We start from the raw sequence: 26,880 nt of genomic DNA, 5'->3' as shown, positions 1-26,880 counted from the left end.
CTCACTCCACCCCATACCAGCGCACCAAGCGCGGCGCTGCCCAATCGGTCGCCACGGATTCGAGCAGCCAGCGCCCGGGTGAGGTCGCCGCGAAGGCGATGCGCTGGGTCTGGCCGGCCTCGATCGCGAGCGTGTCGAGCCAGTAGGGCTTCCAGCCGTCGTCGAGCTTGTCGAGCAGGCGGAAGGGGTGGCCGTGCAGGTGGAACACGGTGCTGGTCGGGGCAGGGTTCTTGAGGGCCAGCACGACGGTGCGACCGGTCTTGGCGCGGAAGGCGGGGGCAGAGGCGGTGGAGAAGTTCGCGGGCCGTGTCCAACCGGCGTCCGGCGCACCGAGCGCGACATCGAACCGCAGGGCGCCTCTCAGATCGAGCTTTTCGGGGAGGTCGTTCGAAGGGAGCGGTTGCGGCGGCAACAGCGGTGCGCGCTCCAGCCTCCCAGTGATGGCGAGGCTTCCGACCCGGCGCACCTCCTTGCCGTCATGGAGCAGGAATGGGGCCGATGTGACCGTATCCACGAACGCGTCGGCTCGCGCGCCCGGGGCCAGCACCACCGCGCCGTTGCGCGCGGGGAACGGCTCGGCTGGTTGTCCATCCAGGGCCATCACGCGGACCTCGTGGCTCTCCAATTTGATTGCCAGAACAGTACGTTGGGAGCCGTTGATGAAGCGCAGCCGAAGCCGCTCGCCGGCCGAAGCTGAGAGATCGAATGAAGTTCGGCCATTGACGGTATAAAGCGGTGTCGTGTCCTTTGGCTCCTGGCCTGGCGGGACCGCGGTGCCATCCGGCCGCAGGCGCCATTCCTCGATCAGCAGGATTTCGTCGCGGTCCACGGCGACCCGGTTGGTCTCGGTCGCGATGATCGGGAGCGGGCGCGCCGGCTGCTTCAGGCCGCCCTCGAAGAGACGGAAGTCAGCCAGCAGGGTTCCCGCGCTTGGTATTGAAATGATTGATGTTTCGGCCGTATCTGGCGCGGCGGGCGCACGCCCCCGCAGCGGGTCGGTCGCGGTCGCGCCATTGAGGCCGTACCAGACCGGCGCAAGTGGTACAGGCAGGTCGTTCCGAAACACCACCTCGCAGCGGTCGCCGCGCTTGAGACGAACGTCCCTGAGATGACTTACCGCGGCCAGCTCCCAGATCGGTGTAGCCGGCTGATCGGGTTTCAGAGCGAGCGTTGCCGGCCTCGCCTGAAGCGCGAGCTGGGTCGTCACGGATGGGCCCGCGCCGCCGCCGATCAGCCCGGCTGCCGAGGCTCCGAGACCTGCCAACACCTGGCGCCGATGTGGGGCAAAAATCCGCGTTGTCATGGCGTGATCCCGACCACGCCGCGCTGGATAAGTCCAGCCATCGTGCCTACTTGAAGCCTGCCTCCATCAGGCCATTTTTTTGCTGCGAACAGTCAGGCACATGCTATAAGCCCGGCCGCCCGCGGCATCGCGGCCGGTCTTGATGCAAATTCACGCGGGCGTGGCGGAACTGGTAGACGCGCTGGATTTAGGTTCCAGTGACGAAAGTTGTGGGGGTTCGAGTCCCTCCGCCCGCACCAAGCGCTTATCGCGTTTGCACGGATTACGAGACCTGCTTCCGCGCGGATGATCGTCCGCCTTGAAGCCGGTCCGATGAACCACCGGCGTGGAGGCGTTTGCCTCGCGCCGGATCGATTAATGACAGCGTCCCGACGCGCGACGTGCCGGGGCCGAACGAAAAGAAGATTGGACGCCATGCAGGTCACAGAAACCCTCTCGGAAGGTTTGAAGCACGAGTTCAAGATCAGCGTTCCCGCGTCTGATCTCGATGCCAAGGCCGGTGCCAAGCTCGTCGACCTCAAGGACAAGGTCCGCATCAACGGCTTTCGTCCGGGCAAGGTGCCGGTCTCGCACCTGAAGAAGGTCTACGGCCGCTCGGTCATGGCCGAGACCATCGACCAGACCATCCGCGACACCAACACACAGCTGTTCTCCGAGCGCGGCTTCCGTCTCGCGACCGAGCCGAAGATCACCATGCCGACGGAGCAGAAGGACGTCGAGGAGCTGCTGAGCGGCAAGACCGATCTGACCTACACGGTTGCGATCGAGGTGGTGCCGGCGATCGCGCTCGCCGACTTCAAGACCTTCCAGGTCGAGAAGCCCGTTGCCGATGTCTCCGACGCCGACGTCGACGAGGCGATCAAGCGCATTGCCGATTCCAACCGCACCTATGCCGACAAGGGTGAGGGCGCCAAGGCCGCCTCCGGAGATCGCGTCACCATCAACTTCAAGGGCAGCATCAACGGCGAAGTCTTCGAGGGCGGCACCGGCGAGGGCATCCAGGTCGTGATCGGCTCCAACACCTTCATCCCGGGCTTCGAGGAGCAGCTCATCGGCATCGGCGCCAATGAGACCCGCACGCTGAAGGTGTCGTTCCCCAAGAACTACATGAACGACAAGTTGGTCGGCCAGCCCGCCGAGTTCGAGACCACTGCGACCCTGATCGAGGCGCCGCAGGACCTTGCGATCGACGACGAGTTCGCCAAGTCGCTCGGCCTGGAATCGCTGGACAAGCTCAAGGAAGCCGCGCGCGAGCGCCTGACCGCCGAGTTCGCCACCGCGACTCGCCAGCGCGTCAAGCGCGCGCTGCTCGACCGCCTCGACGAGGCGCATCGCTTCGAGGCGCCGCCCTCGCTCGTCGACGAGGAGTTCAATCTGATGTGGAATTCGGTCAAGGCCGAGATGGATTCCGCCGGCAAGACCTTTGCCGACGAGGACACCACCGAGGACAAGGCGAAGGAAGAGTACCGCAAGATCGCCGATCGCCGCGTGCGGCTTGGCCTCGTGCTCTCCGAGATCGGCGAGAAGAACAAGATCACCGTGACCGACGACGAAGTCGGCCGCGCCGTGATCGAGCGCGCGCGCTCGATGCCCGGCCGCGAGAAGGAGGTCTGGGACTATTACCGCAACAACGCCCAGGCGCTGGCCCAGCTTCGTGCGCCGATCTACGAGGACAAGGTCGTCGATTTCATCCTCGAGCTCGCCAACGTGACCGAGAAGAAGGTCTCGCGCGAGGACCTCTACAAGGACGACGATGCGGAAAAGACCGCGGCCTGAAGGCTCCACAGCGTTTTCGAGCGAAGTGGATACCGCTTCGCGCGAAGAAAACGCGTCGAAAATAGAAGCTAGAACCCCTTTCCGATTCCATCGGAAAGGAGCTCCGGGACAGTCCTCTGTTAAGGATGATCAGGAAAGAGGCCCAGCTAGCCAGATGGCCGGCTGGGCCTCATTCTACGAATCAGCTTCAACTGCCTCACGGATTAAGCCTTAATGCGCTCCGCACTTGTCAGGCGCGAATTGGGCTATATCTGTCGCTACGCGTTCTACCTCTATCAAGTTCCTGCATCACGGGACGTCCATCCGCCCCTCCGGCGCATCCAGCCAAACTGGCAGCCAGGCCCGGCGATGTCCGTCTCCGAAAACCCTAGGTGACTCATGCGCGATCCGGTTGAAACTTACATGAACCTCGTGCCCATGGTGGTCGAGCAGACCAACCGTGGCGAGCGCGCCTACGACATTTTCTCGCGCCTGTTGAAGGAGCGCATCATCTTCGTGACCGGCCCGGTCGAGGACGGCATGTCGACGCTGATCGTCGCGCAGCTCCTGTTCCTCGAGGCGGAAAATCCGAAGAAGGAAATCTCGATGTACATCAACTCGCCGGGCGGCGTGGTGACATCGGGCCTTGCGATCTACGACACCATGCAGTTCATCCGCCCGCCGGTCTCGACGCTGTGCACGGGGCAGGCGGCCTCGATGGGCTCGCTGCTGCTCGCCGCCGGCGAGAAGGACATGCGCTTCTCGCTGCCGAACGCGCGCATCATGGTGCACCAGCCCTCCGGCGGCTTCCAGGGGCAGGCCACCGACATCATGCTGCATGCTCAGGAAATCCTGAACCTGAAGAAGCGGCTCAACGAGATCTACGTGAAGCACACTGGCCAGACCTACAAGTCGATCGAGGATGCGCTGGAACGCGACAAATTCCTCACCGCGAATGACGCCAAGGAGTTCGGTCTCGTCGACAAGGTCATCGACAAGCGCGCCGAGGAGCCCGCGCCGGCGAAAGCCCCGTAGCATTACTGGGGCGTCACGGCGATCCCGGGGGTCGGCGGGTGCGCGTCGCAAAACGCGGTTTTGCGCGCTGCGACAAGCGGGAAGTTCCGCTTTCGTGCTTGTTTTTCGTGGCAATCCCGCAACGCCGGGGTGATTTTCGATCACTTTGGCCCGTGCCAAGTCCGGAAATCACGGTATTGTCACGGGTAGCCGGCGACCCCCGATTAGCGAATTCTTGATAGTCGGGTGACAGCATGGTTGGCTACGATTGATCGGCTATGATCGCGGGGAATCGAGTGACCGTGATTCGCACTGGATGTAATGCGTAGGGTCTTTTTTGGTACGGAATTTGCTCTACTTAAGCTTCATACCGGCCGTCGTGTCGGAATGGAGCGATCGAGCGGAACGGGATCGAACCGCGGACGGAGACATGAATGAGTAAGGTCGGCACGAGCGACTCCAAGAACACGCTATATTGCTCGTTCTGCGGCAAGAGCCAGCACGAAGTCCGCAAACTGATCGCGGGTCCCACGGTCTTCATCTGCGACGAGTGCGTCGAGCTCTGCATGGACATCATCCGCGAGGAGAACAAGTCCTCGCTGGTCAAGTCGCGCGACGGCATTCCGACGCCGAAGGAAATCTGCAAGGTGCTGGACGATTACGTGATCGGCCAGAGCCATGCGAAGAAGGTCCTCTCGGTCGCGGTGCACAACCACTACAAGCGCCTCAACCACCAGACCAAGCACAACGACGTCGAGCTCGCGAAGTCGAACATTCTGCTGATCGGTCCGACCGGCTCGGGCAAGACGCTGCTCGCGCAGACGCTCGCCCGCATCCTGGACGTGCCGTTCACGATGGCAGATGCGACGACGCTGACCGAAGCCGGCTATGTCGGCGAGGACGTCGAGAACATCATCCTGAAGCTGCTCCAGGCCGCCGACTACAATGTCGAGCGCGCCCAGCGCGGCATCGTCTACATCGACGAAATCGACAAGATCAGCCGCAAGTCCGACAACCCCTCGATCACGCGTGACGTGTCGGGTGAGGGCGTGCAGCAGGCGCTGCTGAAGATCATGGAAGGTACCGTGGCTTCGGTTCCGCCGCAGGGCGGCCGCAAGCATCCGCAGCAGGAGTTCCTGCAGGTGGATACCACCAATATCCTGTTCATCTGCGGCGGCGCTTTCGCCGGCCTCGAGAAGATCATCTCGGCACGCGGACGGTCGACCTCGATCGGCTTCGGCGCCCAGGTGCTTGCGCCGGAGGATCGCCGTACCGGTGAAATCTTCCGTCACGTCGAGCCTGAGGACCTCCTGAAGTACGGCCTCATCCCCGAGTTCGTCGGCCGTCTGCCGGTCGTGGCGACGCTCGAGGATCTCGATGAGACCTCGCTGAAGAAGATCCTCACGGAGCCGAAGAACGCGCTGGTGAAACAGTACCAGCGGCTGTTCGAGATGGAGAACATCGAGCTGACCTTCGCCGACGAGGCGCTTGGCGCGGTCGCCCGCAAGGCGATCGAGCGCAAGACCGGCGCGCGGGGCCTGCGTTCGATCCTCGAGGCGATCCTGCTCGAGACCATGTTCGACCTGCCGGGTCTGGAAGGTGTGGAAGAAGTCGTGATTTCCCGCGAAGTGGTGGAAGGAACGGCGCGTCCGCTCTACATCTACGCCGATCGATCCGATCGCGCCGTCGAGAACGCCAGCGCCTGATCTGGCGGCGCTGGAACGCTCCAATTGTCTCCCCGAGGTGGGCTGCGGAACTGGTATTTCCGCAGTCGGTGGTGCGTCGCTTAGTGCGTGCGTAAGCGCCTGATGGCGCGCGTTTTTCAGTGACTTGACACCCCCCGGGTCGATAGCCACCTAATGTTGGCGGCGAGCGAAAATTCTCTTCAAGATTCGCCTCAGTTCCGATCCGACAAGCCGGTCCAACTCGCAAAAGGACCGACCGGTCTTGCGGATCACCTCGGCACCTTGTGGTGGTTGCGCATGATCAGCGGGCTGCGTGCAAGGGGGCAAAGCAAAAGGAAAAGGCCATGACTAATCCCAAACCCCGGCCAACCATCGTCCATGGCGAAGCGCACGCCTATCCGGTGCTGCCGCTGCGCGACATCGTCGTCTTCCCGCACATGATCGTTCCGCTTTTCGTCGGCCGCGAGAAGTCGATCCGCGCGCTCGAAGAGGTGATGAAGAACGACGCGCTGATCATGCTCGCGACGCAGAAGAACGCGTCCGACGATGATCCGGCGCCCGATGCCATTTACGAGACCGGGACGCTCGCCAGCGTGCTCCAGCTCTTGAAGCTTCCCGACGGCACCGTGAAGGTGCTGGTCGAGGGGCTCGAGCGTGCGCGCGTGTCCAAATACACCGATCGCGCCGACTATTACGAGGCGACTGCCGTTGCGCTCGCCGATACCGATGCGAAGTCGGTCGAGGCGGAGGCGCTGGCGCGCTCGGTCGTCTCCGATTTCGAGAGCTATGTGAAGCTCAACAAGAAGATCTCGGCCGAGGTCGTCGGCGTCGTGCAGGCGATCACCGATTTCGCCAAGCTCGCCGACACGGTTGCCTCGCATCTCGCCGTGAAGATCGCGGATCGCCAGGGCATCCTGGAGACGCTGTCCGTCACCACGCGCCTGGAGAAGGTGCTGGGCCTGATGGAGAGCGAGATCTCGGTGCTGCAGGTCGAGAAGCGCATCCGCTCGCGCGTCAAGCGCCAGATGGAGAAGACCCAGCGCGAGTACTATCTCAACGAGCAGATGAAGGCGATCCAGAAGGAACTCGGCGACGACGATGGTCGCGACGAGCTCGCCGATCTCGAAGAGAAGATCTCCAAGACCAAGCTCTCCAAGGAAGCGCGCGAGAAGGCGCAGCATGAATTGAAGAAGCTGCGCCAGATGTCGCCGATGTCAGCGGAAGCGACCGTCGTGCGCAACTATCTGGATTGGCTCTTGTCGATCCCGTGGAACAAGAAGTCCAAGGTGAAGAAGGATCTGGAGCAGGCGCAAGCCATCCTGGACTCCGATCACTACGGGCTCGAGAAGGTCAAGGAACGCATCGTCGAGTATCTCGCGGTGCAGTCGCGCGCCAACAAGCTGACCGGGCCGATCCTGTGCCTCGTCGGACCTCCCGGCGTCGGCAAGACCTCGCTCGGCAAGTCGATCGCGAAGGCGACGGGGCGCGAATTCGTGCGCGTCTCGCTCGGCGGCGTGCGCGATGAAGCCGAGATCCGCGGTCACCGCCGCACCTATATCGGCTCGATGCCCGGCAAGATCATCCAGTCGATGCGCAAGGCGAAGTCGTCCAATCCGCTGTTTCTGCTGGACGAGATCGACAAGATGGGCGCCGATTTCCGCGGCGATCCGTCGTCGGCTCTGCTCGAGGTCCTCGATCCCGAGCAGAACGGAACGTTCAACGACCACTATCTCGAGGTCGACTACGATCTGTCCAACGTGATGTTCATCACGACCGCGAATACGCTCAATATTCCGGGCCCGCTGATGGACCGCATGGAGATCATCCGGATCGCGGGCTACACCGAGAACGAGAAGGTCGAGATCGCGCGCAAGCATCTGATCCCCAACGCGGTGTCCAAGCACGGCCTGGACTCCAAAGAGTTCTCGATCGACGACGACGCGCTGCTGCTTCTGATCCGCCGCTACACCCGCGAAGCGGGCGTGCGCAACCTGGAGCGTGAGCTCTCGACACTCGCCCGCAAGGCGGTGAAGGAGCTGATGATCTCCAAGAAGAAGGCGGTCAAGGTCACCGAGAAGACTCTGGAAGAGCTGCTCGGCGTGCCGAAGTACCGCTTCGGCGAGATCGAGAGCGAGCCGCAGGTCGGCATCGTCACTGGCCTTGCCTGGACCGATGTCGGCGGCGAGTTGCTGACGATCGAGGGCGTCATGATGCCGGGCAAGGGCAAGATGACGGTCACCGGAAACTTGCGCGACGTCATGAAGGAATCGATCTCGGCGGCGGCGTCCTATGTCCGCTCGCGCGCGATCAACTATGGCGTCGAGCCGCCGCTGTTCGACCGGCGCGACATCCACGTGCACGTGCCGGAAGGCGCGACGCCGAAGGACGGTCCGTCCGCGGGCGTGGCGATGGCCACCGCGATCATCTCGGTCATGACCGGCATCCCGGTCCGCCACGATGTCGCGATGACCGGCGAGATCACGCTGCGCGGTCGCGTGCTGCCGATCGGTGGCCTCAAGGAGAAGCTGCTGGCTGCGGCCCGCGGCGGCATCAAGACGGTGCTGATCCCCGAGGACAACGCCAAGGATCTCACGGAGATTTCCGATGCGATCAAGGGCGGCATGGAGATCATCCCGGTCTCCCGCCTCGACGACGTCGTCGCGAAAGCGCTGGTGAAGAAGCCGGTGCCGATCGTCTGGGAAGAGGACACCAAGGTGACGGTGAAGCCGGACGGCGACGAAGCCGCCGGCGGTCTGACCGCTCACTAAGGCTCATTGATAGATGATAAAACGGCGCCTCCGGGCGCCGTTTTTGTTTGTGGCGAGGAGAGGAGGCAATGCAGGTCGACGGGCAATGCCATTGCGGCAAGATCACCTACGAGGCCGAGATCGACCCAGAGGCGGTTTCGGTCTGCCACTGCACCGACTGCCAGACGTTGACCGGCTCGCCGTTCCGGGTGACCGCGATCTGCGCCAAGTCCGATGTCCGCCTGACCGCCGGCACGCCAAAGCTCTACGGCAAGCGCGGCGACAACGGCCGGATGCGCTTTCAGCACTTCTGTGCCGACTGCGGTTCCCCGCTGTTCACCAGCGGCGAGGGCGACCAGGCCGACGATTGGGGCATCCGCTGGGGCAGCATCCGCCAGCGCGACCGATTACGGCCCTCCAGGCAGATATGGTGCCAGTCGGCGGCGGTGTGGATCGACGCCGTGCCGCTGTTGCCGGGGCGGCCGCAGGATTGAGGTCCAGGAAATGAAGTTCCGCGCTTGCCCGTCCGGGGCCTGTGAGGCTAAAGAGGCGGCCGGGGGCGGTTAGCTCAGCTGGTTAGAGCATCTCGTTTACACCGAGAGGGTCCGCGGTTCGAATCCGTGACCGCCCACCACTAAATCCCTGATTATACGGCGTTTTCTTTTCCTTCTTGGCGCCGATCCTGGCGAGATCTCGCTGATTCAATCGAACTTCAATAGAAAATAGCCTGCGTTGGCAGTGCGTCTGCAGCTGTTGCATGACGAAGTCGATCGCCAACGCGACATCGGCGAGGTACTCGGGGTCAAAGGCCTCATAGTTGTCGGTGGTGCGCGAGCCCTCGCGGACGGCATGCCCCATCCAGATCGAGCGCTGCTCCCGGGACACGCCACGGCAAGTGCGGCGGATCGTGGTCGCCATGAAGTGGCGGAATGAACCCGGAGTGAACTTCGTGACGCCGGCGGCCTCTACGGCCGTGCGGAAGCCCTTCTTGAGGCTCATGACCCGCTCGCCCTGGAACACCAGCAAGGCGTCCGGCGCCGGGTTCACGCCGGCTTGCAGGGCCGCGTTACGCGCCTGCGCGTCCGCCCTGGCCCAGTGATCGAGCCAACCACCGAGGCACTGGGTTTCGACGATGGTTGCTCTTCGTTTGTTGGTCTGCAACCGGTTCGGCGGGTTGAGATTGATCAGGCCATGATCGCGCTGGAATGTCGGGTTGAAGTCAAAGATCGCCTCGGGGCGGGCCCAGGTGTTGAGCGCAATGATCGCGTAGCGGAACAGATGCTCATGCCTGAGAGCGTCGAGAACGTCCGCAACCTCCTCTAGACTGTGCGTTGAGTGCCGCGGCTTCGAGGGTGGGATCTTCAGCTCCTCGGCGATGCGGGCGCGCTTGTAGACGAACTTCGGCGCATGCGTCATTAGCGCGGTCTCCACGTCCTGCCCAAACGTGTCCTTGCGCAGTTTGACTTCGGTCATCTCATGAAAAGCGGCGGAGAGCACGTCGAGGCGGCGCTCGATCGAGGCCGGGGTATGTTTGAGGGTCTCCCGTATCCACTTCGCGAAGCCGAGTTGCCGAGCCGGTGTCCAGAATGACACCGTGGCGAGCGGCTCCTTGACGTGCTCGAGATATTGCTTCGCGAGCTCGCAGGCGCGCTCGGCATCCGGCGTGGAGCGGATGGTCTGCGCGTGACCGTCGAGATAGTTGGTTAAGGCTGCGACGGTGAGGACTTGATCAGGGCCAGGGACGGCGGCCCCTTTGGTTGCCGGCGCTGCGAGGATGAGCGCGGCGAGCGCAACTTTGGCCTCTTCCCAATCCGCTGTCCTAAGAGAGCGGCGGCGGACGATGCCAGCTCCGGGGTCATACCTGCAGGCATAGATGATGTTGCCACGTTCTGGATGGGGACGATCGAGGTACCAGCCGTCAAGCTCGAAACGCTCGGTGTCGGTGATGCCGGCTGCTCCAACGGCTGGATCTGATCGGCGGCGCATTGCGCTTTCCTCAAATAGGTTCGGTCGACGTAGTTCTGCACCTGGCTGGCCGTATAGCAAGGTCCATCGCGGAACGCGTAGAACTCGATCAACGAGTTCTTGCGCGCCCGCCGCAGCTCCTTGGCTGTTAGCATGGGCCAGCGGGCTAACACGTCCGCCTCCGGCAAGTAGTCCGAGAATGCAAGCGCGTCCGTCATGAGCGCGCCGCCTCGCGCTGCTCATCGCCAACCACCACCTTGTCGTGGTCGCCGACAAAGATGCGCACGGTGCCGTCGGGTGTGATTTCGATATTGCGGACCGGGAGACCGGAAGACCGAACGGACCGGATTGTGCGCGCGATCTCGCTCGGTCGGACGCGCCAAGTACCTTGGCTCATTCGACGACCTTTCATCAAATCTGATGGCGGATCCGCAGCTCTGCGAGACTTAGCAGTTTTCGGCCTGGTTACAAGGTTTGCGACCTCACATTTCGATTATGGTGGATTGCTGTTTCCTGTTTCCCCCCACAAATGCGCAAGGCCCGCCAGAGCGGCGGGCCTGTACTGTGTGATGTTGGCGCGATCAGCGCGCGTGTGCATTTTCTGGGGAACTAATTGCCCAGGTTCGGCATCATGTAGTCGAGCAGGAGTGCGTTGGGTGGCTTCAGAAGGCAAGATTGTCATCCTGGTTGTCGAGGACGATCAGCAGCTGCAGGGCGTCCTGGAAGACGTCCTCGGCGAGAGCGGCTTTGAGACTGCGATCACCGCTTCAGGCGAGGAGGCGGTCACGCTCCTTAAGGGAAACGCGGCCGCGTACCGCGCACTCGTCGCGGACATCGGCCTGCGCGGAAGAATGACCGGATGGGAAGTTGCGACCAGAGCGAGACAGATCGACCCGGACTTGCCGGTTGTGTATCTCACCGGAAGTCACGCGAACGAATTTCAGGATCGAGCGGTGCCCTATAGCGCCCTGCTGCGGAAACCAGTCGAACCGGATCATTTGGTCGAGGCCATTTCCCAACTCGTGACGCGGCCGGACCAGGCATCGCGCCTCGACGGGTAATGAAAAAGAGGCCGCCCGCTAGGGCGGCCTCTTCGTGTTCGGCGCGACCAGCGCGTGGCGACCCACGGCTGGCCGACGCGCGGTTGTGAATACGTCGGATAAACACGGTTTTCGCGCGCCCGTGCGGTGGTCCGCATGGCACGATCGCCGCTCGAACGATTCGACGGAGAATAGGCATGGAAGATGACGGTGTGAACTTCAGCTGGAACGACGATGATGGGGCCGTAGTGGTGCAACACCAAGACGCGATCGCGGTCTATTCAAATCCCAGGGGCGACGTGGTGATCCGGCGTCAGCATCGCTGGGATGAGGACGAGGATACGGTGATCGTCATCACCAGGAGCCAGGCTCCGGCAGTGATCAAGGCAATCGAGAAGGTTTTGGCTGAGGAGTAACGAATCAGAGAACCGGCTCAGCCGCCGAAACAGGTGTTTGCGCTCTCAACGCCTGCTCATATGCTTCAGAAACTTGATCGCAGTTGAGGAAGTCTGGATCAACCAGTCTCAAGCGGGGCTCATGCGAGCCGGCCAACCCCTCGGCTGGCATAAGCAGCATCTGATCATCCATGACGGCGACAAGAAATTGGCAGCGCTGGAAGTCTTCAACGAGGCGGCCGATCGGTGGCAGGACGAATTGCAAGCGGCGGGCCTTCTCGAAGACCGGTTCGTCTCCAACGACTGAGCCCGCCGGGCAAACCGGCGGGCCAGGCGGTCAACGCGCCGCGGCGACGCGCTCGGCGTCCATCATCATGGCGTCCAGCGCCTTGGTGAGGTTTGCGTTCGTCAGTTCGGTCGCTGCGGCCATCGTCTTCATCAGCATGGCAAGCGACATCGAGTACTGCGCGACTTCGCGGTCGCGAGTCTCATGGTGCAGATAACCGCGCCATCGCGAAATTCGAAGCTCGGTACCGTCGCTTCGTCGACCTCGTGGGCAGGCGTAGCGATGTGGGTGGTGCGCTTCGCGCGACGATCTGATTTTGAAGTGGAACGCATCGCAATTTCCTTCCATCAAAAAGACGGCCAGCGTTTTGCTTCCCGCGCGCTGGCCGGACGCGGGTAAACAAGTCGTTGGTCTCCTTGGGAAGGTCGGCCCTGCGAAAGCCGCGCCGCTGCACGAGCGGCGATCAAAGCATTCCACCGCCTCACGTCACGGTCAACGAAAAAGGGTATGCAGATACATGCACCACTTTAGTGCATTCTACGCGAGGGAAACTTCTTTGGCGCCTGCAGGTTTGCGTGCATGAGCGCATCAAGCACTGGCGACAAGCGAGCCATGAACATCCTGCGAGAACTGCACGCTGCCGAGAAGGAACTGGTCGGCAGGGGCGCCGTTTTGACCGACGGCAAGGCTGGCACGATTGACGGCGTTTTCCTCGACGACGAGCATGGACTCCGCATCTCGATCGCTGGACACGAAGGTCGATGGCCGATCTCGACGGTGAAGCACATCGAAAACTGATCATCTCGCGCGTGATGGGGCTGGTGACACTTCATGATGCAGTACATTTCAGGTGCGAAACCATCGACCCCCACGGCTCTCGGCTTCCTGTGCGAGCTTAAGCCACTCGGCGGCCAGGCGCTGCCAGTCTTCCTTGTCTAGCGTGCTAGTCGCCTTCTCCGCCAAGTTGAGGCAATCCTTGGCTTCATTACGGAAGAGTTCTGCGTCTGTTACGGCCATGGTGCAAGGGTAACGCACAAAACAGGGCGAAGTTGAAGGCCCGCGCCTTCGGTCCCTGGCCCTCAACCTGGCCCCCGGCCGCCAAGGGACCTGACGCCTCGCTATATTGGCGCACTCTTTGAGCGCCACCATCCTTAGGAACCGAGATCGTGTCCACTGTTTCTTTTTTGGCATTATTCCCGAGGGAGTTTTCCATGGCGAAGACGAATTGCCTGATTGTACGAGCCGTCGGAAGCCAACTAGACCAGCTGCGCGGAGAGGCATCGCGCATTTCACGAGAAAGCAAGGCGCGTCGACGTTGGGACGCGGTTTGCTTTGAGACTGCGAGGCAGGCCCGCCAGCGTGAACCGGCGGGCCCCTGGTCGCTGATCTAGGGGCGGTGGCCGGCCGATCCACGACATCCATCAAGCAAACTGTCCTCAAGGTCTAGAAATAGAAGACCAGGGGCAGGAAGACATATGACCACCATGCTAAGCCGGCCAATCCGGCCACGACGAGCATATCCGCGTCGGTCACGGGGGATCTCCGAGAGCAGTTTCGATTACCCTCCAACCAACGAGCGGCAGTGCGCGTTTCAATCGCGCACCAAACATACTTCAAAGGGGGAACATTTTTATGCCAGCCGCCGAGATCACTGCGCGCGGCGTCGGCGCATTGCTCATGGAACCTGCTCCCTCATGCTCTGCCTGCGGTCATCTGCTCGATACGGTGCTTCTCGCCGATGACGGTCCTAATCATGATATCGACCATCTGGCTAGCAGCATCGGCGCCGATAAGGGTCGCATGCTCGGTAAGAGGCCGCCGGCAAGGCCTTCAGCGCCGGTCGATCGATCTCGTCGAACAATTGCCGGCGCGTCACGCCGAGCCGGCGGATCGGGCGCTCGTCATTGAGCCTGTGCAACATCGCGCCGATCGCTGCATTGAGCTCGGCAAGGCTGTGGAAGATGCGGTGGCGCAAGCCACCGATCAGCCAGCGTTCGATCACCAGCACCGCCTGCTCGACCTTGGCCTTGTCGCGCGGACGACGCGGTCGCGCCGGCAGAATGGCCGTGCCGTAATGCGCCGCCATCTCGGCGTAGTGCTTCTACGATCCGCAGATCAACCGCAGCTACGCCTTGATCACGGCGGTCTTGGTATTGTCGGGTACGACCAGCGCCGGCACGCCGCCGATCGCCTCGAACGCGCCGACATGACCGCTGATCCAGTCGGCCAGTCCTTGCGTCCAGGTCGCCTGCGCGTAGGTGAAGCCCGAGGCGCCCAGCACTGCGACAAAGATCTGCGCGTTGCGGATCTCGCCGGTCAGTCGGTCGACCACCGGCACGCCGTCGCCCGCATAGTCCACGAACAGCTTGTCGCCGGCGGCATGGGATTGGCGCATCGTCACCGACAGACGGCTTTCCCAGGCCCTGAAGAGCTCACAGAAGCGGCTATAGCGTAGCCATGCGGCTCGCTGGCGATGTATTCCTCCCAGAGGATCGACAGCGTCACATGCTTGCGCTTGAGCTCGCGGTGAATGGCCGCCCAGTCCGGCTCCGCGCGTCGCCTCTGGCCTGGTTTGGCTCCGGCGCCTGCAAACAGCCGCTCCTCCAGAACCGTATCCGCGACCTCGTCTGCAAGCGGCCAGCTCAGCCCTGCCGCTTCGAACCGCCGGATCGTCAGCCGCACCGTCGAGGGCACGGCCCCGACCCGCCGCCCGATCTCCCGGATCGAAAGCCCCGCCGCCTTCAGTCTCATCACCTCGCGCACATGGCGCATCGCAAGCCTCCCCATCGGCATCCGATCCACTCCTTCCAAAAGCCGAAAGGAGGGGACCTATCAGAGCCAGAAGAGGCCGCTTCGCCCCGGGCGATTTCATCCCGGAATAGTGGGCGATTTCATCTCGGAACGGCGGGCGATTTCAAATCGGAATGGTGGGCGATTTCATTTCGGAATGGTGGTCGATTTCGCCCGGAATACTGGAGGGTTCAAATAGGTCCCGCGTCGCAGATCTCGCCGCAAGTCCAGCGCGGGACCTATTTGAAGCTGGATTGAACGAAGCCGCGTCTTGTGAGCGCGGACCTATGGGGGCTCGATCTAGGCGCCGGTAGGCGCGATTGACCCGATGTCGGGCCCGCGAGCGATTGTGGCCGCAGATTGTCGCTGATGTTGGCAGCAAAGGATGCCGCCGTCGATAGCGTCGAACGGCGCGTCAAGCCCAGGCGGCTGACTATCGCCCGTTCGCCGGGCGTTGTGAGCGTGCTTGATCGTTCCGACGGAGAACGTCGGCAGGGCAGCATGTGCAGTGGGAGCGAACAAATCGAGGTCGTCGGTCATGATGTGTCGCAGCGAGGTGCTGCGCGTCGCTGCGCTGGCGCACGCGGCACAGGCCCAATCTCGACCATGCGGCCTCCGCAGATGGGGCATAAGTCGAGGCGGTGACCAAGCAGGATGGCGCAGCGCTCACGATAGTTGACAGCTTCGGCAGGCGGAGGTGGCTGCGGCGCCTCAAGCGCCGCTCGGATGCGCGCGAGTTTGGCGGCGCGGCAGGCGTTCGCCAGGAAACCAAAATGACGGATGCGGCGAAACCCCTTCGGCAATATGTGGAGCAGAAAGCGACGAAGGAACTCCTCAGTGTCGAGCGTCATCACTTTGGATTTGTTGCCAGCGCGATAATCCTTCCACCGGAAGCGGACGTGGCCCTCGTCACAGGTAAGGAGCCGGCCGTTGGCGATCGCAACGCGATGGGTGTAGCGCCCGAGATAGGCCAGAACCTGTTCTGGTCCGCCGAAGGGACGCTTGGCGTAGACGACCCACTCGACTTTGCGGAGGGCGTTTAGATGGCGGGCGAATGCCGCTGGCTCGACGAGGTGCGCGAGATGGCCGAAGAACTGGAGCTTGGTGCCATTGAACGCCGCCTGCAGGCGCTCCAGGAACAGCCGACGATACAATCGTGACAGGACGCGAACGGGAAGGAAGAAGCCGGGGCGACAATGAACCCAGCTTCCATCAGGGGCGATCCCGCCGCCTGGCACGAGGCAATGGGCATGCGGATGATGCGTTAGGGTCTGGCCCCAGGTATGGAGAATGGCGATCATCCCGGTCTCGGCACCGAGATGCTTCGGGTCGGCGCTGATGAGACGGATCGTCTCGGCTGCTGCCTTGAGCAGGATGTCGTAGACCACCGTCTTGTTCTGCAGCGCGATGGCGGCCACCGGCGCCGGCACGGTGAAGACGACATGGAAATAGGGGACCGGCAGCAGGTCGGCCTGGCGCTCGGCGAGCCATTGGGCGCGCGCGAGCGCTTGGCACTTTGGACAGTGCCGATCGCGACAGCTGTTATAGGCGACGCGGACCAGGCCGCAGTCGTCGCACCGCTCGACGTGGCCGCCGAGCGTCGCTGTGCGACACGCCTCGATGGCCGCCATCACACGGCGCTGATCGGAGGACAGCCGAGGCCCCTGCGCGGCACGGAACGCGCCGCCGTGGCGGCGGAGGATGTCCGCCACCTCGAGCACGGGGCGCATATGCGCAGCTCAGTTGGGTGGGATCACCCTAACGGAGAGTCCATCGAATGGGCTGGTCGTGCGGGCGAGCAGATTGGTCGCAACCTGAGCGTAGCGCGCGGTCGATCCCAGGTCGGCATGTCCGAGCAGAACTTGAATGATGCGAATGTCGATCCCGCTTTCCAGGAGATGGGTCGCAAACGAGTGCCGGAGCGTATGGACAGTAATCGGCTTGGCAAGCCGAGCGCGGCGGCGGGCGGCGCGGCAGGCCGCCTGGACGCAGCGGACGCTGACATGTTCACTTGGGTCTTGGCCTGGAAATAGCCACAGTCCCGGCCGGGCTCGCATCCAGTACGTACGTAGAATCTCCAGCAGTCGCGGAGAAAGCATCGCGTAACGATCCCTGCCGCCCTTGCCGTTCTCGATGTGGATCAACATTCGCTTGCTGTCGATCGAGCTCACCTTCAGGCGGACGACTTCACTAACCCGTAAGCCAGCCGCATAAGCCGTCGCCAGCACGACGCGATTGCGCACCCCTGTAACCGCGTCCAGGAAGCGCTCGATCTCTTCGGCACTAAGCACGAGCGGGAGCTTGTCGGGCTTCTGGCCACCGATGATCCGCTCGAATGCCTCCGTCTGCCCGAGTGTGACGCCGTAGAAGAACCGCAGCGCGCAGGCCACCTGATTGATGTGGGACCACGAACGCTTTTGACCGATGAGATGCAGTTGGTAGGCGCGGACCTGCTCGAAACTCAACCGGTCCGGGGCGTAGCTAAAATGGCGGCTAAACTTTGCGATCGCATAGATATAGGATTGTTGAGTCGACGGCGACAGATTGCGGACCGTCATGTCCTCGATCATGCGCTGCCGAAGAGGGCTCATCGTAGCCATCTGGGTCTCCTGTCTTGAGAGGGGTGGTGCGAAGACCAACATCCTCTCAGACAGGACACCTCAGTTCAGCAGGCTTGCCCCCACTCCCGCGTAGCGGGTTCGTTCAATCAGCATTAAGGTGAAGAACCGCAGCCATCCGGCGATGGAGCGCGAGCTATGACGCGGGACCGAAGCCCCGCGTCCGTCGTTGGTCGCGCCGCTCATCTCGCGGGCAACTGCGCCATCCTGATCTCGTTGATCGAGTCCGCCAGCGCCCCCAAAAAGCATTGATGCCAGTCCTCATCCTCAGACACCTCCCACGCGGTCAAGCTGGCGACATAGCGGCTCAAATCGATGACGCCCGCGATCATGGTCGGCTTTGAATGCAGGAGCACGTTCGCATGCAGCGCGAGAGCCTGACTCTGTTCGCTGCTGATTTCGTCGGCGCATAAAATTCGGTACCGTCCCCTAGCTTCGCCGAAATAGACACAGCTGCATCATAGTGCGCCGACAACTCGCGGTGACGATCGATTAAGTCAAAGATCGGATCGACCCGGCGTATGGCGGAAGGCTAGGTCGTTCGGTCGTCATGCAATTGCTCCTGCTAAAATGTCTTTCGAACCAGAGACTGGACGCCGCCTTAACTCGCGCGACGACTCCATACGCCCTATTGGCATTAAGGCTCGCCAATGAAACGCCGCGCCGTTGGCTTGCCCACAGCCCGACGGGACCGCCCATCGGGCTTGTGTGGACCGGCCACACCATCGTCCGCCCAACTCGATTCGGTTCAATGCCGAAGACGATGACGGCAGCACCAACGCAGCGGCTTCGCCTGAAAGCCCGCTATCTGGACTACATGAACGAGCCGTCATCAAGGTCGACGTTTGTCCTTTACAATTCCCCTTCGCAAAACTAATGCCAAAGCAAAATGGAGCGGCCGTTAAGAAAAAAAGAAAACGAGCGACTAATTGGCGTCACGTCCGCCAGAATGGTGACGACTGGAATCTGACCGGCGCGAGACCTCCGCAAAACCTAAGAGCCGCCCCGGCGGGAGCGGCTCTCTTTCTAAGATTGGCTGGATTATCGCTGGCCTTACGGCTTCATTGAGCCCTGCACACTGGTGTAGACGGCATAGAGCGACGTCGAGCCGCAGATGTATAGCCGGTTTCGTTGCTGACCGCCGAAACACAGATTGGCGACTGTTTCCGGGATGTGGATCTTGCCCAGCAGTTCGCCGGCGGGAGTATAGCAACGCACGCCGTCCTCATTCGGGTCGCCCCAGCCGACGGAAAGCCAAACTCGGCCATCGGTGTCAGTGCGCACGCCATCCGTAATGCTGGGCTTCGGCATGTCGGCAAATACCTTGCTGTTCGACACCTTCCCGGCGCTCACATCCAAGTCGAACGAGCGGATCTGCGACGGATTGTTGGGCCCGTCGGTGAAGCCGGTGTCGATGACATAGAGCTTCTTCTCGTCGGGCGAGAGCGCAATGCCGTTTGGCTCAACGAAGTCATCGACCACAACTTTGATATCGCCCGACTTCGGATCGACGCGGTAGACGTTGTGCTTTTCCTGCTCCGGCTCGGCCTTGATGCCCTCGTAATAGCCGCCGATGCCGTAGATCGGATCAGTGAACCAGATCGCACCGTCGGAGGTGACAACGGCATCGTTCGGCGAGTTCAATCTCTTGCCGTTGTACTTGTCGGCGATAATGGTGATCGAGCCGTCGAGTTCGGTCCGTGTGACCCGTCGCCCGCTGTGTTCGCAACTGATCAGGCGTCCTTCGCGATCGATGGTATTGCCGTTCGAATTCATCGACGGCTGGCGGTACACGCTGACGTGACCGTCATCTTCACAAAACCGCATGATGCGGTTGTTGGGAATGTCGCTGAAGAGCACGTAACGCCCGGCCGCGAAGTAGACCGGGCCCTCGGCCCAGCGGAACCCGGTTGCGACGCGCTCAACCGCCATAGTGCCGGCGAAGGCCGGGAAATCGGGAGGCCCGAACGATGGTGGCCCCTTCTTGGCAGACTCCAGATGGGAGTCCGGATAGCGGCCGCCGGGCAGGGGCCCCAAGGGCAACGGCTCGCTCGCCGTTGTTGGAGCACCCGTTTGGCCGAGCGGCGGCGCGGTCGCCGCGGAGGCCGCCTTCACGCTCACGGCGGTTGTAGCGAGAGCTGCAGCACCCTTGATGATGTTGCGGCGATCGAGGATCTGCTTGTGGGGAATGGACAGTAGAGTTGTCATGGTTTCCTCCCATCGATGGGATGATCAAACAACCCCCAGAAGGACCGAGTTCCAAAATTAGATGGCCTCTGCTCGAGCGCGCCCTGCCGACAGTTGCCCGAATTCGCTCGCCAGCACACACAGACCTTTTGCGAACGACTGCTCGGGGAATTCGGCTACACGTCGGAGGGCCGACATTTGCGCGCGAATGAATGTAGCAAGGGCCCCGACGCTATGCTCGTGGGGGCCCTTCAAGATCATCAGGCACTGGTACATCCGCCGGCCTTCGATCTAGATGTCGCCGATTACTGCATCCGATCTGGTGCAGACTGTGACAAGGTTGCGGCATGACGGTGATCGCGATCCGCTCGAAAGCGCTCGGCTGCCAACTCGCACTTGCGCCGGTCCGCGCGCCGCCTGCGTTCGGCCGCAAACGACTTGTGCGCCTCGAAGTGCGAGATGATTTTCTCGATCTCGGCGCCGTCCAGCGTGCGCTTGATGCACAGCGCTGTGGAAAGCACGATCACGACATCGCCATAGGGCATCAACAGGTCACGCGCGACGAAATCGCAGTGCGCGAGAAAACTATCAATTGCTTCCTCGCTCTTGCAGAACAGCAGGGCCAGTTCGCGCGCCTGCCGCAGATCGTCGGCAGGCACGACAGGCTCACCGTCGAGCAGCATGCGCTCCGCCCCCCGGCCGGCAAGGAGTTCGATCCATTCGGCGTAGACGTTGGCAAAAACATCAGCCACAGAGCGACGATCTTCGCCCGGTTGGCGCATCTCCGAAGCAGCGCCTCGCACACATTCGGCTCAAAGGTGATGGCTTTTGGGACAGTCTGGCTGCCAAAAAGACATCGCTTGCGCTTGTACTACTTTAAGCGTTGAATTCATTGTGATGCTACGGCGCTGCTGAACGCAATGCATTCGGTCGCGGCGATCACCGACTGGTGTCTGCACCCCTCGCCGAGGTCAGGAGTCGAGCTGCACGGATGAGGCCGCTTCGGCAAAGGCCGCAGCAGACTGCATATTGGATGTAGTTCCCGCGATACGATAAGGGAGGGACAACAATGACAGTCAGTACCAGGCGCCTTACCTGTGTTGCCGCACTTGCCGCGATGGCTGCTGCATCACCAGCTTGGGCGATCGCGCCGTCAGAGATCAATGCCGCTCGCATCGAGGCGGCCGAGCAGGATCCAAACGATTGGTTGACCTATCACGGCGGCTACAAATCGTATCACTACAGCGGACTCGATCAGATCAATGCTGGTAACGTTCAAAACCTTGAAGTCGCCTGGATCCATATGCCCGGGCGCTCCACGCGCGGTCTGCAGTCGATGCCGCTCGCAGCCGATGGCGTGCTGTATTATTCGGGTTCCTATAGTCGCGTCTACGCGCTGGACGGCGCAACTGGGAAGATGATCTGGTCGCACTTCCCGCAGCTCGACGAGGAACTCGTCGCGATGCAGACGCACTCACCATACAATCGCGGCGTCGCGCTTGGCGACGGCAAGGTTTTCGTCGGCACCGTCGACGGGCATCTCATTGCGCTCGACATGAAAACTGGCAAGGAGGTGTGGAACACACGCCTGGTCGACTCAAAGAAGCTCACGGTCGGCTTCACGGGCGCGCCGCTGGTGGTGAAGGACACCGTCATCATCGGCAGCCAGGGCGGCGAATGGACCTCGCGCGGTCCGCTGTTCGGAGTCGATATCAAGACGGGCAAGAAGAAATGGGAATTCTTCACCGTCGCCGGCACCGAAGACGCCAAGGCCACCTGGGGCAATGAATCTTGGCGCACCGGCGGGGGTGGCGCATGGATGCCCGGCACCTACGATCCTGAAACCAACACCATCTGGTGGGGAACGGCCAATCCTGCACCGCTTTACGACTGGTCTGGCACGGACTGGAAGAACAGCGGACCGCGGCCAGGCACCAACCTCTATACTACCTCGGTCATCGCGCTTGATCCTGATACCGGCAAGCTGAAGTTCTACCACCAGGAGCTGCCACACGATGCGTGGGACTTCGACTCTGCGGTCGGTGAGTTCGTGATGATCGACCGCGACGGTCGCAAGCTCGTCGTGCATCCCAACAAGGGTGGCTTTGTGTTCGTCTACGACCGCGCCAATGGGAAGGTGCAGAACGTGTGGCGGATCGCGAAGAATATCAACTTCGTCAAGGATATCGATTCGAAAACCGGCGAACTGATCGGCCGGCGCGATCTGTCTCTCGGGAAAGCGAGCGAGCCGCTCTGTCCGGCGATCGCCGGCGGCGTCAGCTGGAACTCTGGCGCCTACAGCCCGAAGACAGGCCTGTGGTATAAGCTCGCGCAGGAATGGTGCATGGATGTGGACGTGATAAAGACCACGCCAATCACCGAGCCGATGGCGCAGCTCAATATCGGCGCGAATTTCAAGCTCGTTCCGCCGCCAGACGGAGCGGCGCGCGGTCATCTTGATGCACGTGATCCCGTGACTGGTGCGAAGAAATGGGAGGTCAATTTCGACGAGCCTCCGCTGGCGAGCGTGCTTGCGACAGCGGGCAATCTGGTGTTCGTACCTGACTCGCGTGGTGTGCTGCGCGCCTACAATGCGGAGACCGGACAGGAACTGTGGTCTCATTTCAATGGCGTCGGTCACAATGGCGGCATCATCAGCTACAGCGCCGGCGGCAAGCAATACATCGCAGTGCCGGCCGGTTGGGGCGGCATGGTGGCGGACGAGTTCCCGGCCCTTTTCGGCGAACCCTTTACGAGCATGCCGAAGGACGCCGGTGCGCTCGTTGTCTTCACGCTGAAGCAATAAGAATGGTGGGGGAGAGGCGGGGCGCAGTCGCCCCTGCCTCTGCGGTCCAGATGCCAATGTTGAAGTCGATTCTTCTCATCGCCGGCATTGCGTTGTCATTGCCCACCGGCCTCTACGCGCAGGAGAGCCAGGCTCCCAAGCAGGATCAATCGGCCCGCGAAACCGATATCGAGGGCGGGACGATGTTCGCGACCTCGTGCGGCTTCTGCCACGAAAACGGCGGCCGCGCCGCCGGCAAAGGGCCGAAGCTCGCGGGCACGGCGCGCAGCGACGATTTTATCGTGGAGCGGATCAAGAAGGGCAAGCCCGGTGCCATGCCCGCCTTCGGAGGCGCCTTTTCGGAGAGCCAGATCATGGCGATCCTGGCCTACATCCGAGGTCTGGAGGAATGAGGCCGGAGATGCGCCAGGCCGTTTTCGCAAGTCTTTTGATCCTGCTCGGAGCCACCGATGCCGGCGCGCGCTCGCTGGAGGCGATTCGTACACGCGGCGCGCTCACGCTTTGCGCACACCCCAATGCGTTGCCGTTTGCCAGCAAGCGCGATGTCGACCCCGGATTCCAGGTCGAGATCGCCCGGGAGTTGGCGAAGCAGTTGAAGGTCGCGCTGGAGCAGAACTGGGTGGTCAACAGCTTGCAGTACCGCCGCGCGGACTGCGACATCGTCATGGATGCGATCGCGCACCCGGCGGCGCTGGCGGAGGTGGGATTGCGCATGTCGCGGCCCTATCAGCGCAGCGGGGTCGCGTTGGCCGTGCGCGCCGCCTCCGGGGCAGCGTCACTCGCAGATTTGAGGCCAGGCCAGCGTGTCGGGGTACAGGTCGGCTCGATCGCCTCCATGACACTCAGCAAGCGAGGCGTGCAGACCTCACCGTTTGTCTTCGAGGATGAAATCATGGACGCGCTTGCCAAGAACGAGATCGACGCCGCGGCGGTTACACCCGCCGCAATTGGTTGGTTCAACCAAGTTCATCCCGATGCGCACGTGCGCCGCATTCCTGCTTTCGAAGACGATCCCGACTTGAACTGGAATGTCGCTGTTGGAATGGTCAGCCCAGACGAGAAGCTCACGCAGGGGCTCAATGGAGCCCTTGAAACATTGCTCGCCGACGGCACCCTCGCGCGGATCTACGCGCACTACAATGTCGAATTGCAGTCGCCGAAATGATCAGGGCTCCCGGCGCAAAAACTGGCGGAGCAACGGACAAGGCGACATCGCCGATGCGACTGCCCTTGGTGCTGCCACCAAAAATCGTAGCCAGTGCCACTCAGTAAGAGATTCGTATACGATCACAGCGCGTGCCGATGACGTCGTGGATGCGGGCGCCGTCCGAATCCCGGCCGTACCAGCTCAGCGTGTCATGACTAATGGTCAGTCTAAGAGAAAGGCTGGTGCTCCATAATCGGTCGCCAGTGCCGACGTGGGTTCCGTGAAGGGCTCCCGTCTTGCCGCTGAAGAAGCGCTCGGAGAGATCGTCCGGATTCCAAAGATTTGAGGTCACCGACCTGGATCCGGAAGAATTGGCCGCGTGACACGCGAAATGCTCGGGCATCGCGCGGGGGTACCACGACTTCGTGCGCTTTGGCCATCGTGCGCCGTGCCGATTCCAGCACAGACATATCGAGCCTGGGCATTGTGTTGGCCGGATCACGATTGTTGGTTTGGCGGCACGGCGTAACGCTGCGTCCGCGGGTGCACATGGGATCTTTGACGACTTATTTCGACCTCGGATCAACTCGGCAAAAGGACAGCTGATCACTTACAGCTTGTCCCTCGACCCTGACAGAAACAATCTATCGCATCGCTGCGAAAGCAACTGGAGGGCAACGATGAAGGACGAGCGCGTCTAGCCGTGTGGCATGCGCCGCGGCAGCCGGAATTCTCATTCGATGATGGTCACTGATGTCTCGACGTTCAACTTCGTCTCAAACAGCCCTCGCGCCCAAAGGAGTGCCAGCCTTCGGCATCACACCCTCGGGCGATTTCGCCGCAGTGCCGTTGGCCCGATGGCTCTGGCCCTTGCAGGTCGCCTCTGGGTCACGAGCGTCGCCATCTGCAACACTCGGCTGTCCGTCGACTTCCGGTATGCCCCGTTCGCGACCGAGGTCTGGTGGCGGTGCAATATGTCGCGAAGGGCCACTCCATCTGACTCGTCGTTTTCACGCACCCAGGGTCACGAGCGGAAAAACTCAAATTGAGCAGAACAGGTCCCCTCGTCATCCGTTAGCCAACGTGACAGCGGACATCCTGCGACTTCGCCCGCGGGCACAACAGCGGAAGTCAACCGTCGAAAAAAATCCCGGATTGGCAGGAGAGCGCTCGGCGACGCACCCGTCGATGGATGAGACGGGCTACCGACCTTAGCAACACCATGTGCTCTCGACCAAGGGTCTGCCGCATCGACAACTCCGCAGTCGAGTCTCTGATCGATGTTCAGCGGGCTTCACCGTCCCCAGCGCTCCTGCCACATCTTCTCGCCGATATTGCAGGGCACCCGCGGCTCTTTCTCCGCGACCGGTACGAGCCGATGCTCCGGCGTCCGGCCCGCCACCTCAAGCACGAGCTTGGCCCGGATCGCCTCCTTGAACTTGTCGCGGTCCTTGATCGATACGACGAAGGAGCCCGGTCCACCGATCACGCAGTCCTCGTAATACCAATCGAGATTCTCGATATCCATGCTCGATTGAGACGGCTCCTTCACCATGATCGGCAGGCCGTTGATGGTAATACCCTTCGCCAGCGCCGATTCACGCACGCCGGCGACCGGCTCGCCATTATTGTTCGGACCATCGCCGGAAATGTCGATGACCCACCGCAATCCGTGATAGGGATTTTCATCGAACAGCGGCATCGCGAATGCGATCGCCCCGGAGATCGAGGTGCGCGAGCCGCGGCGAACGGGCGCCTTCATGATTTCGTCGGCAACCGCATCGGCCGATTCCGGGCCGTCGATCACCCGCCAGGGAATGATGATCCTCTGGTCGCTCGATGCCGACCACTCGAAATAGGTCACGGCCACCTTGCTGGTCGGACCATTCTTCATCGTCTGAAGAAACTCTTTCGAGACGATCGCCTGCGCGTAACCTTCGCGCTGCACGGCAAGTTCGTCCAGATCCATGGAATAGGAGACATCGACGGCGATCACGAGTTCGAGGTCGACCGACGCGGCGGCTCGAGGGATGATGGTCAGCACCTGCCGCGCGCCGCTGGAAGGCACCGGCGCGCGGCCGCTCCATGGCTTGCTCTCAATTCACCTGAATAGAGCGCGGCTTGGCTTTCTCGGCGAACGGCAGCATGAGCGAGAGCACGCCGTCCTGGAGATCAGCAGCGATCTTGCCTTGGTCGATCTTGTTTGAAAGGCGGAAGCTCCTTGAAAAGTGGCCGACATTGTACTCGGTATAGAGGGGCTGCAGGCCCTGGTACTTGGAGAAGTCAAGCTTCCCATCGACCTTGAGCACACCATCCTCGACCCGGATGTCGACACTGTTCTTTTCGACTCCGGGCATTTCGAGGACTACGTTGAGCCCGTCCTTCGTCTCGTAAATGTCAGCATTCGGCACGAATATGCGGGCCGGGACAGTGGTCTCTTCCTTCTTCTCCAGCTCGCGCTTTTGTGCCAGCTGTAGTTCCCGTTTCGAAGCCATGTTGTGCCTCCTAGAACGCCTTGCTGCAGATTTGGGCGAGTGAGGGATGGTCATTGGTCATTGCGGTTCAAGCGATCTTGATGGTGCGCGGCTTGTCACTTTCCGCACGCGGAAGGAATAGCGCCAAGATGCCATCCCGATACTCGGCCTTGATTCCATCCGGCTCGATTTGCACCGGGAATGACATCGTCCGATCGAACTCGCCAGAGACGCGTTCCTGCCGGTGCAGGCTCACTTCCCCGGGGTATTCGACCGTTTTTCTGCCGAAGATGCGTATCGAGTTTTCCTTGGCCTGAATTTGCAGGTCATCCTTCTTAATACCCGCCAGTTCGACGATGGCCAGGATGTCGTCGCCCTGCTGAAAAATGTTGATTGGCGGGAAGGGGCCGCGGCTGGCAGTCAAATCTTGGAGCCAGTCGTTGGCCAGGGTCGCGTCAAGGGAGCGTTGAAGGTTGAGTAGCGTGTCGAACGGATCAGCAAATCCCATGATCATGTTTGAACCCCACAGTATTTGTTGGCGGGGCGAGGAAGGCATCACGGTCGCCCCTCTGTACTTTGATCTGGGTTGGTCTTTGGCACTTTCAAGAGGCAAGTGCTATCGCTGAACTGCTAGGAGAAAATTTTGGTACCAATAGCGGACTTTCGCA

Annotated in this window: 24 protein-coding genes, 2 tRNA genes and 2 pseudogenes; 15 read left to right on the top strand and 13 right to left on the bottom strand. The window is 61.7% G+C overall.

Annotated elements, in window-relative coordinates; genetic code table 11:
- Window position 1 precedes the first annotated feature (1 nt).
- Window positions 2-1,303: a multicopper oxidase domain-containing protein gene (locus P6U28_RS15785; RefSeq protein ID WP_407122702.1), complete on the bottom strand. Its 1,302-nt coding sequence runs from the start codon at window positions 1,301-1,303 to the stop codon at window positions 2-4.
- Between the two features lie 154 nt (window positions 1,304-1,457).
- On the opposite strand from P6U28_RS15785, the gene P6U28_RS15780 reads away from it, so the two are divergent.
- The 7 genes from P6U28_RS15780 (at window position 1,458) to P6U28_RS15750 (ending at window position 9,138) form a co-directional block, all read left to right on the top strand.
- Window positions 1,458-1,542, top strand: a tRNA-Leu gene (locus P6U28_RS15780).
- Window positions 1,543-1,717: 175 nt separating this feature from the next.
- The gene (tig, locus tag P6U28_RS15775) at window positions 1,718-3,079 is read left to right on the top strand and encodes a trigger factor (RefSeq protein ID WP_407122701.1); all 1,362 of its coding nucleotides are present in this window, start codon (window positions 1,718-1,720) and stop codon (window positions 3,077-3,079) included.
- Window positions 3,080-3,457: 378 nt separating this feature from the next.
- Window positions 3,458-4,093, top strand: a complete 636-nt coding sequence (locus tag P6U28_RS15770; protein ID WP_027559514.1) for an ATP-dependent Clp protease proteolytic subunit — start codon at window positions 3,458-3,460, stop codon at window positions 4,091-4,093.
- A 413-nt stretch (window positions 4,094-4,506) separates the two neighbouring features.
- Window positions 4,507-5,778 carry an ATP-dependent Clp protease ATP-binding subunit ClpX gene (gene clpX / locus P6U28_RS15765; protein WP_008547851.1) on the top strand — a complete coding sequence of 424 codons (1,272 nt, stop codon included), beginning with the start codon at window positions 4,507-4,509 and terminating at the stop codon, window positions 5,776-5,778.
- Between the two features lie 323 nt (window positions 5,779-6,101).
- Window positions 6,102-8,525, top strand: coding sequence for an endopeptidase La (gene lon, locus P6U28_RS15760; RefSeq protein ID WP_122402982.1), 2,424 nt, complete (start codon window positions 6,102-6,104; stop codon window positions 8,523-8,525).
- Between the two features lie 68 nt (window positions 8,526-8,593).
- Window positions 8,594-8,998: a GFA family protein gene (locus P6U28_RS15755; protein WP_407122699.1), complete on the top strand. Its 405-nt coding sequence runs from the start codon at window positions 8,594-8,596 to the stop codon at window positions 8,996-8,998.
- A gap of 63 nt (window positions 8,999-9,061) precedes the next feature.
- Window positions 9,062-9,138, top strand: a tRNA-Val gene (locus tag P6U28_RS15750).
- 1,069 nt (window positions 9,139-10,207) lie between these two features.
- On the opposite strand, the gene P6U28_RS15745 is transcribed toward P6U28_RS15750, so the two are convergent.
- Window positions 10,208-10,687 carry a hypothetical protein gene (locus P6U28_RS15745; protein ID WP_407122698.1) on the bottom strand — a complete coding sequence of 160 codons (480 nt, stop codon included), beginning with the start codon at window positions 10,685-10,687 and terminating at the stop codon, window positions 10,208-10,210.
- Window positions 10,684-10,866 (bottom strand): hypothetical protein, encoded by a 183-nt coding sequence (locus P6U28_RS15740; RefSeq protein ID WP_407122697.1) that lies wholly within the window; start codon window positions 10,864-10,866, stop codon window positions 10,684-10,686. Before P6U28_RS15740 ends, P6U28_RS15745 begins: the two co-directional genes overlap by 4 nt.
- Window positions 10,867-11,125: 259 nt before the next feature.
- On the opposite strand from P6U28_RS15740, the gene P6U28_RS15735 reads away from it, so the two are divergent.
- From P6U28_RS15735 to P6U28_RS15715, 5 genes are all read left to right on the top strand, one after another.
- A complete protein-coding gene (locus P6U28_RS15735) occupies window positions 11,126-11,530 on the top strand; it encodes a response regulator (RefSeq protein ID WP_407122696.1) in 405 nt (134 codons plus the stop codon).
- A 176-nt stretch (window positions 11,531-11,706) separates the two neighbouring features.
- Window positions 11,707-11,925: a hypothetical protein gene (locus P6U28_RS15730; RefSeq protein WP_407122694.1), complete on the top strand. Its 219-nt coding sequence runs from the start codon at window positions 11,707-11,709 to the stop codon at window positions 11,923-11,925.
- 73 nt (window positions 11,926-11,998) lie between these two features.
- Complete coding sequence (locus P6U28_RS15725; protein ID WP_407122693.1) at window positions 11,999-12,211, top strand: hypothetical protein; 213 nt, start codon at window positions 11,999-12,001, stop codon at window positions 12,209-12,211.
- A 183-nt stretch (window positions 12,212-12,394) separates the two neighbouring features.
- On the top strand, window positions 12,395-12,589 hold the full coding sequence (locus tag P6U28_RS15720) for a hypothetical protein (RefSeq protein ID WP_407122692.1): 195 nt from the start codon (window positions 12,395-12,397) through the stop codon (window positions 12,587-12,589).
- Between the two features lie 180 nt (window positions 12,590-12,769).
- Complete coding sequence (locus P6U28_RS15715; protein WP_407122691.1) at window positions 12,770-12,988, top strand: PRC-barrel domain containing protein; 219 nt, start codon at window positions 12,770-12,772, stop codon at window positions 12,986-12,988.
- Between the two features lie 1,009 nt (window positions 12,989-13,997).
- On the opposite strand, the pseudogene istA reads toward P6U28_RS15715, so the two are convergent.
- The 6 genes and pseudogenes from istA to P6U28_RS15685 form a co-directional block, all read right to left on the bottom strand.
- A pseudogene (gene istA, locus P6U28_RS15710) lies at window positions 13,998-14,962 on the bottom strand (IS21 family transposase); the annotation flags it as partial.
- A 554-nt stretch (window positions 14,963-15,516) separates the two neighbouring features.
- On the bottom strand, window positions 15,517-16,710 hold the full coding sequence (locus P6U28_RS15705) for an IS91 family transposase (protein ID WP_183250562.1): 1,194 nt from the start codon (window positions 16,708-16,710) through the stop codon (window positions 15,517-15,519).
- 9 nt (window positions 16,711-16,719) lie between these two features.
- On the bottom strand, window positions 16,720-17,580 hold the full coding sequence (locus P6U28_RS15700; protein WP_407122690.1) for a tyrosine-type recombinase/integrase: 861 nt from the start codon (window positions 17,578-17,580) through the stop codon (window positions 16,720-16,722).
- A gap of 200 nt (window positions 17,581-17,780) precedes the next feature.
- Window positions 17,781-17,930: a hypothetical protein gene (locus P6U28_RS15695; RefSeq protein ID WP_407123221.1), complete on the bottom strand. Its 150-nt coding sequence runs from the start codon at window positions 17,928-17,930 to the stop codon at window positions 17,781-17,783.
- Window positions 17,931-18,651: 721 nt separating this feature from the next.
- Entirely contained in the window at window positions 18,652-19,530 is an 879-nt protein-coding gene (locus P6U28_RS15690) for an SMP-30/gluconolactonase/LRE family protein (protein ID WP_407123079.1), read from the bottom strand.
- A gap of 560 nt (window positions 19,531-20,090) precedes the next feature.
- Window positions 20,091-20,567 (bottom strand): hypothetical protein, encoded by a 477-nt coding sequence (locus tag P6U28_RS15685; protein ID WP_407122688.1) that lies wholly within the window; start codon window positions 20,565-20,567, stop codon window positions 20,091-20,093.
- A 287-nt stretch (window positions 20,568-20,854) separates the two neighbouring features.
- On the opposite strand from P6U28_RS15685, the gene P6U28_RS15680 reads away from it, so the two are divergent.
- Genes P6U28_RS15680 through P6U28_RS15670 form a run of 3 tightly spaced genes read left to right on the top strand, consistent with a single transcriptional unit; the run spans window position 20,855 to window position 23,756 of the window.
- Window positions 20,855-22,591, top strand: a complete 1,737-nt coding sequence (locus P6U28_RS15680; RefSeq protein ID WP_407122687.1) for a pyrroloquinoline quinone-dependent dehydrogenase — start codon at window positions 20,855-20,857, stop codon at window positions 22,589-22,591.
- 56 nt (window positions 22,592-22,647) lie between these two features.
- Window positions 22,648-22,983 (top strand): c-type cytochrome, encoded by a 336-nt coding sequence (locus tag P6U28_RS15675; RefSeq protein ID WP_407122686.1) that lies wholly within the window; start codon window positions 22,648-22,650, stop codon window positions 22,981-22,983.
- Between the two features lie 35 nt (window positions 22,984-23,018).
- Window positions 23,019-23,756, top strand: coding sequence for a substrate-binding periplasmic protein (locus P6U28_RS15670; RefSeq protein ID WP_407122685.1), 738 nt, complete (start codon window positions 23,019-23,021; stop codon window positions 23,754-23,756).
- An 86-nt stretch (window positions 23,757-23,842) separates the two neighbouring features.
- Here P6U28_RS15670 and P6U28_RS15665 read toward each other — a convergent pair.
- The 4 genes and pseudogenes from P6U28_RS15665 to P6U28_RS15650 form a co-directional block, all read right to left on the bottom strand.
- Window positions 23,843-24,294: pseudogene (locus P6U28_RS15665) on the bottom strand (urea carboxylase-associated family protein); the annotation flags it as partial.
- Between the two features lie 738 nt (window positions 24,295-25,032).
- Window positions 25,033-25,806, bottom strand: coding sequence for a DUF1194 domain-containing protein (locus tag P6U28_RS15660; RefSeq protein WP_407122684.1), 774 nt, complete (start codon window positions 25,804-25,806; stop codon window positions 25,033-25,035).
- A gap of 28 nt (window positions 25,807-25,834) precedes the next feature.
- Complete coding sequence (locus P6U28_RS15655) at window positions 25,835-26,233, bottom strand: Hsp20/alpha crystallin family protein (protein WP_407122683.1); 399 nt, start codon at window positions 26,231-26,233, stop codon at window positions 25,835-25,837.
- 67 nt (window positions 26,234-26,300) lie between these two features.
- Window positions 26,301-26,726 (bottom strand): Hsp20/alpha crystallin family protein, encoded by a 426-nt coding sequence (locus P6U28_RS15650; protein WP_407122681.1) that lies wholly within the window; start codon window positions 26,724-26,726, stop codon window positions 26,301-26,303.
- Window positions 26,727-26,880: the final 154 nt, after the last annotated feature.

Origin of the sequence: Bradyrhizobium sp. STM 3561 (assembly GCF_045571455.1) — a bacterium.
In the GTDB taxonomy this organism is placed as follows: domain Bacteria; phylum Pseudomonadota; class Alphaproteobacteria; order Rhizobiales; family Xanthobacteraceae; genus Bradyrhizobium; species Bradyrhizobium vignae.
The sequence above is the reverse complement of the archived record's forward strand: the minus strand, read 5'-3'. Positions and strand labels throughout refer to the sequence as shown.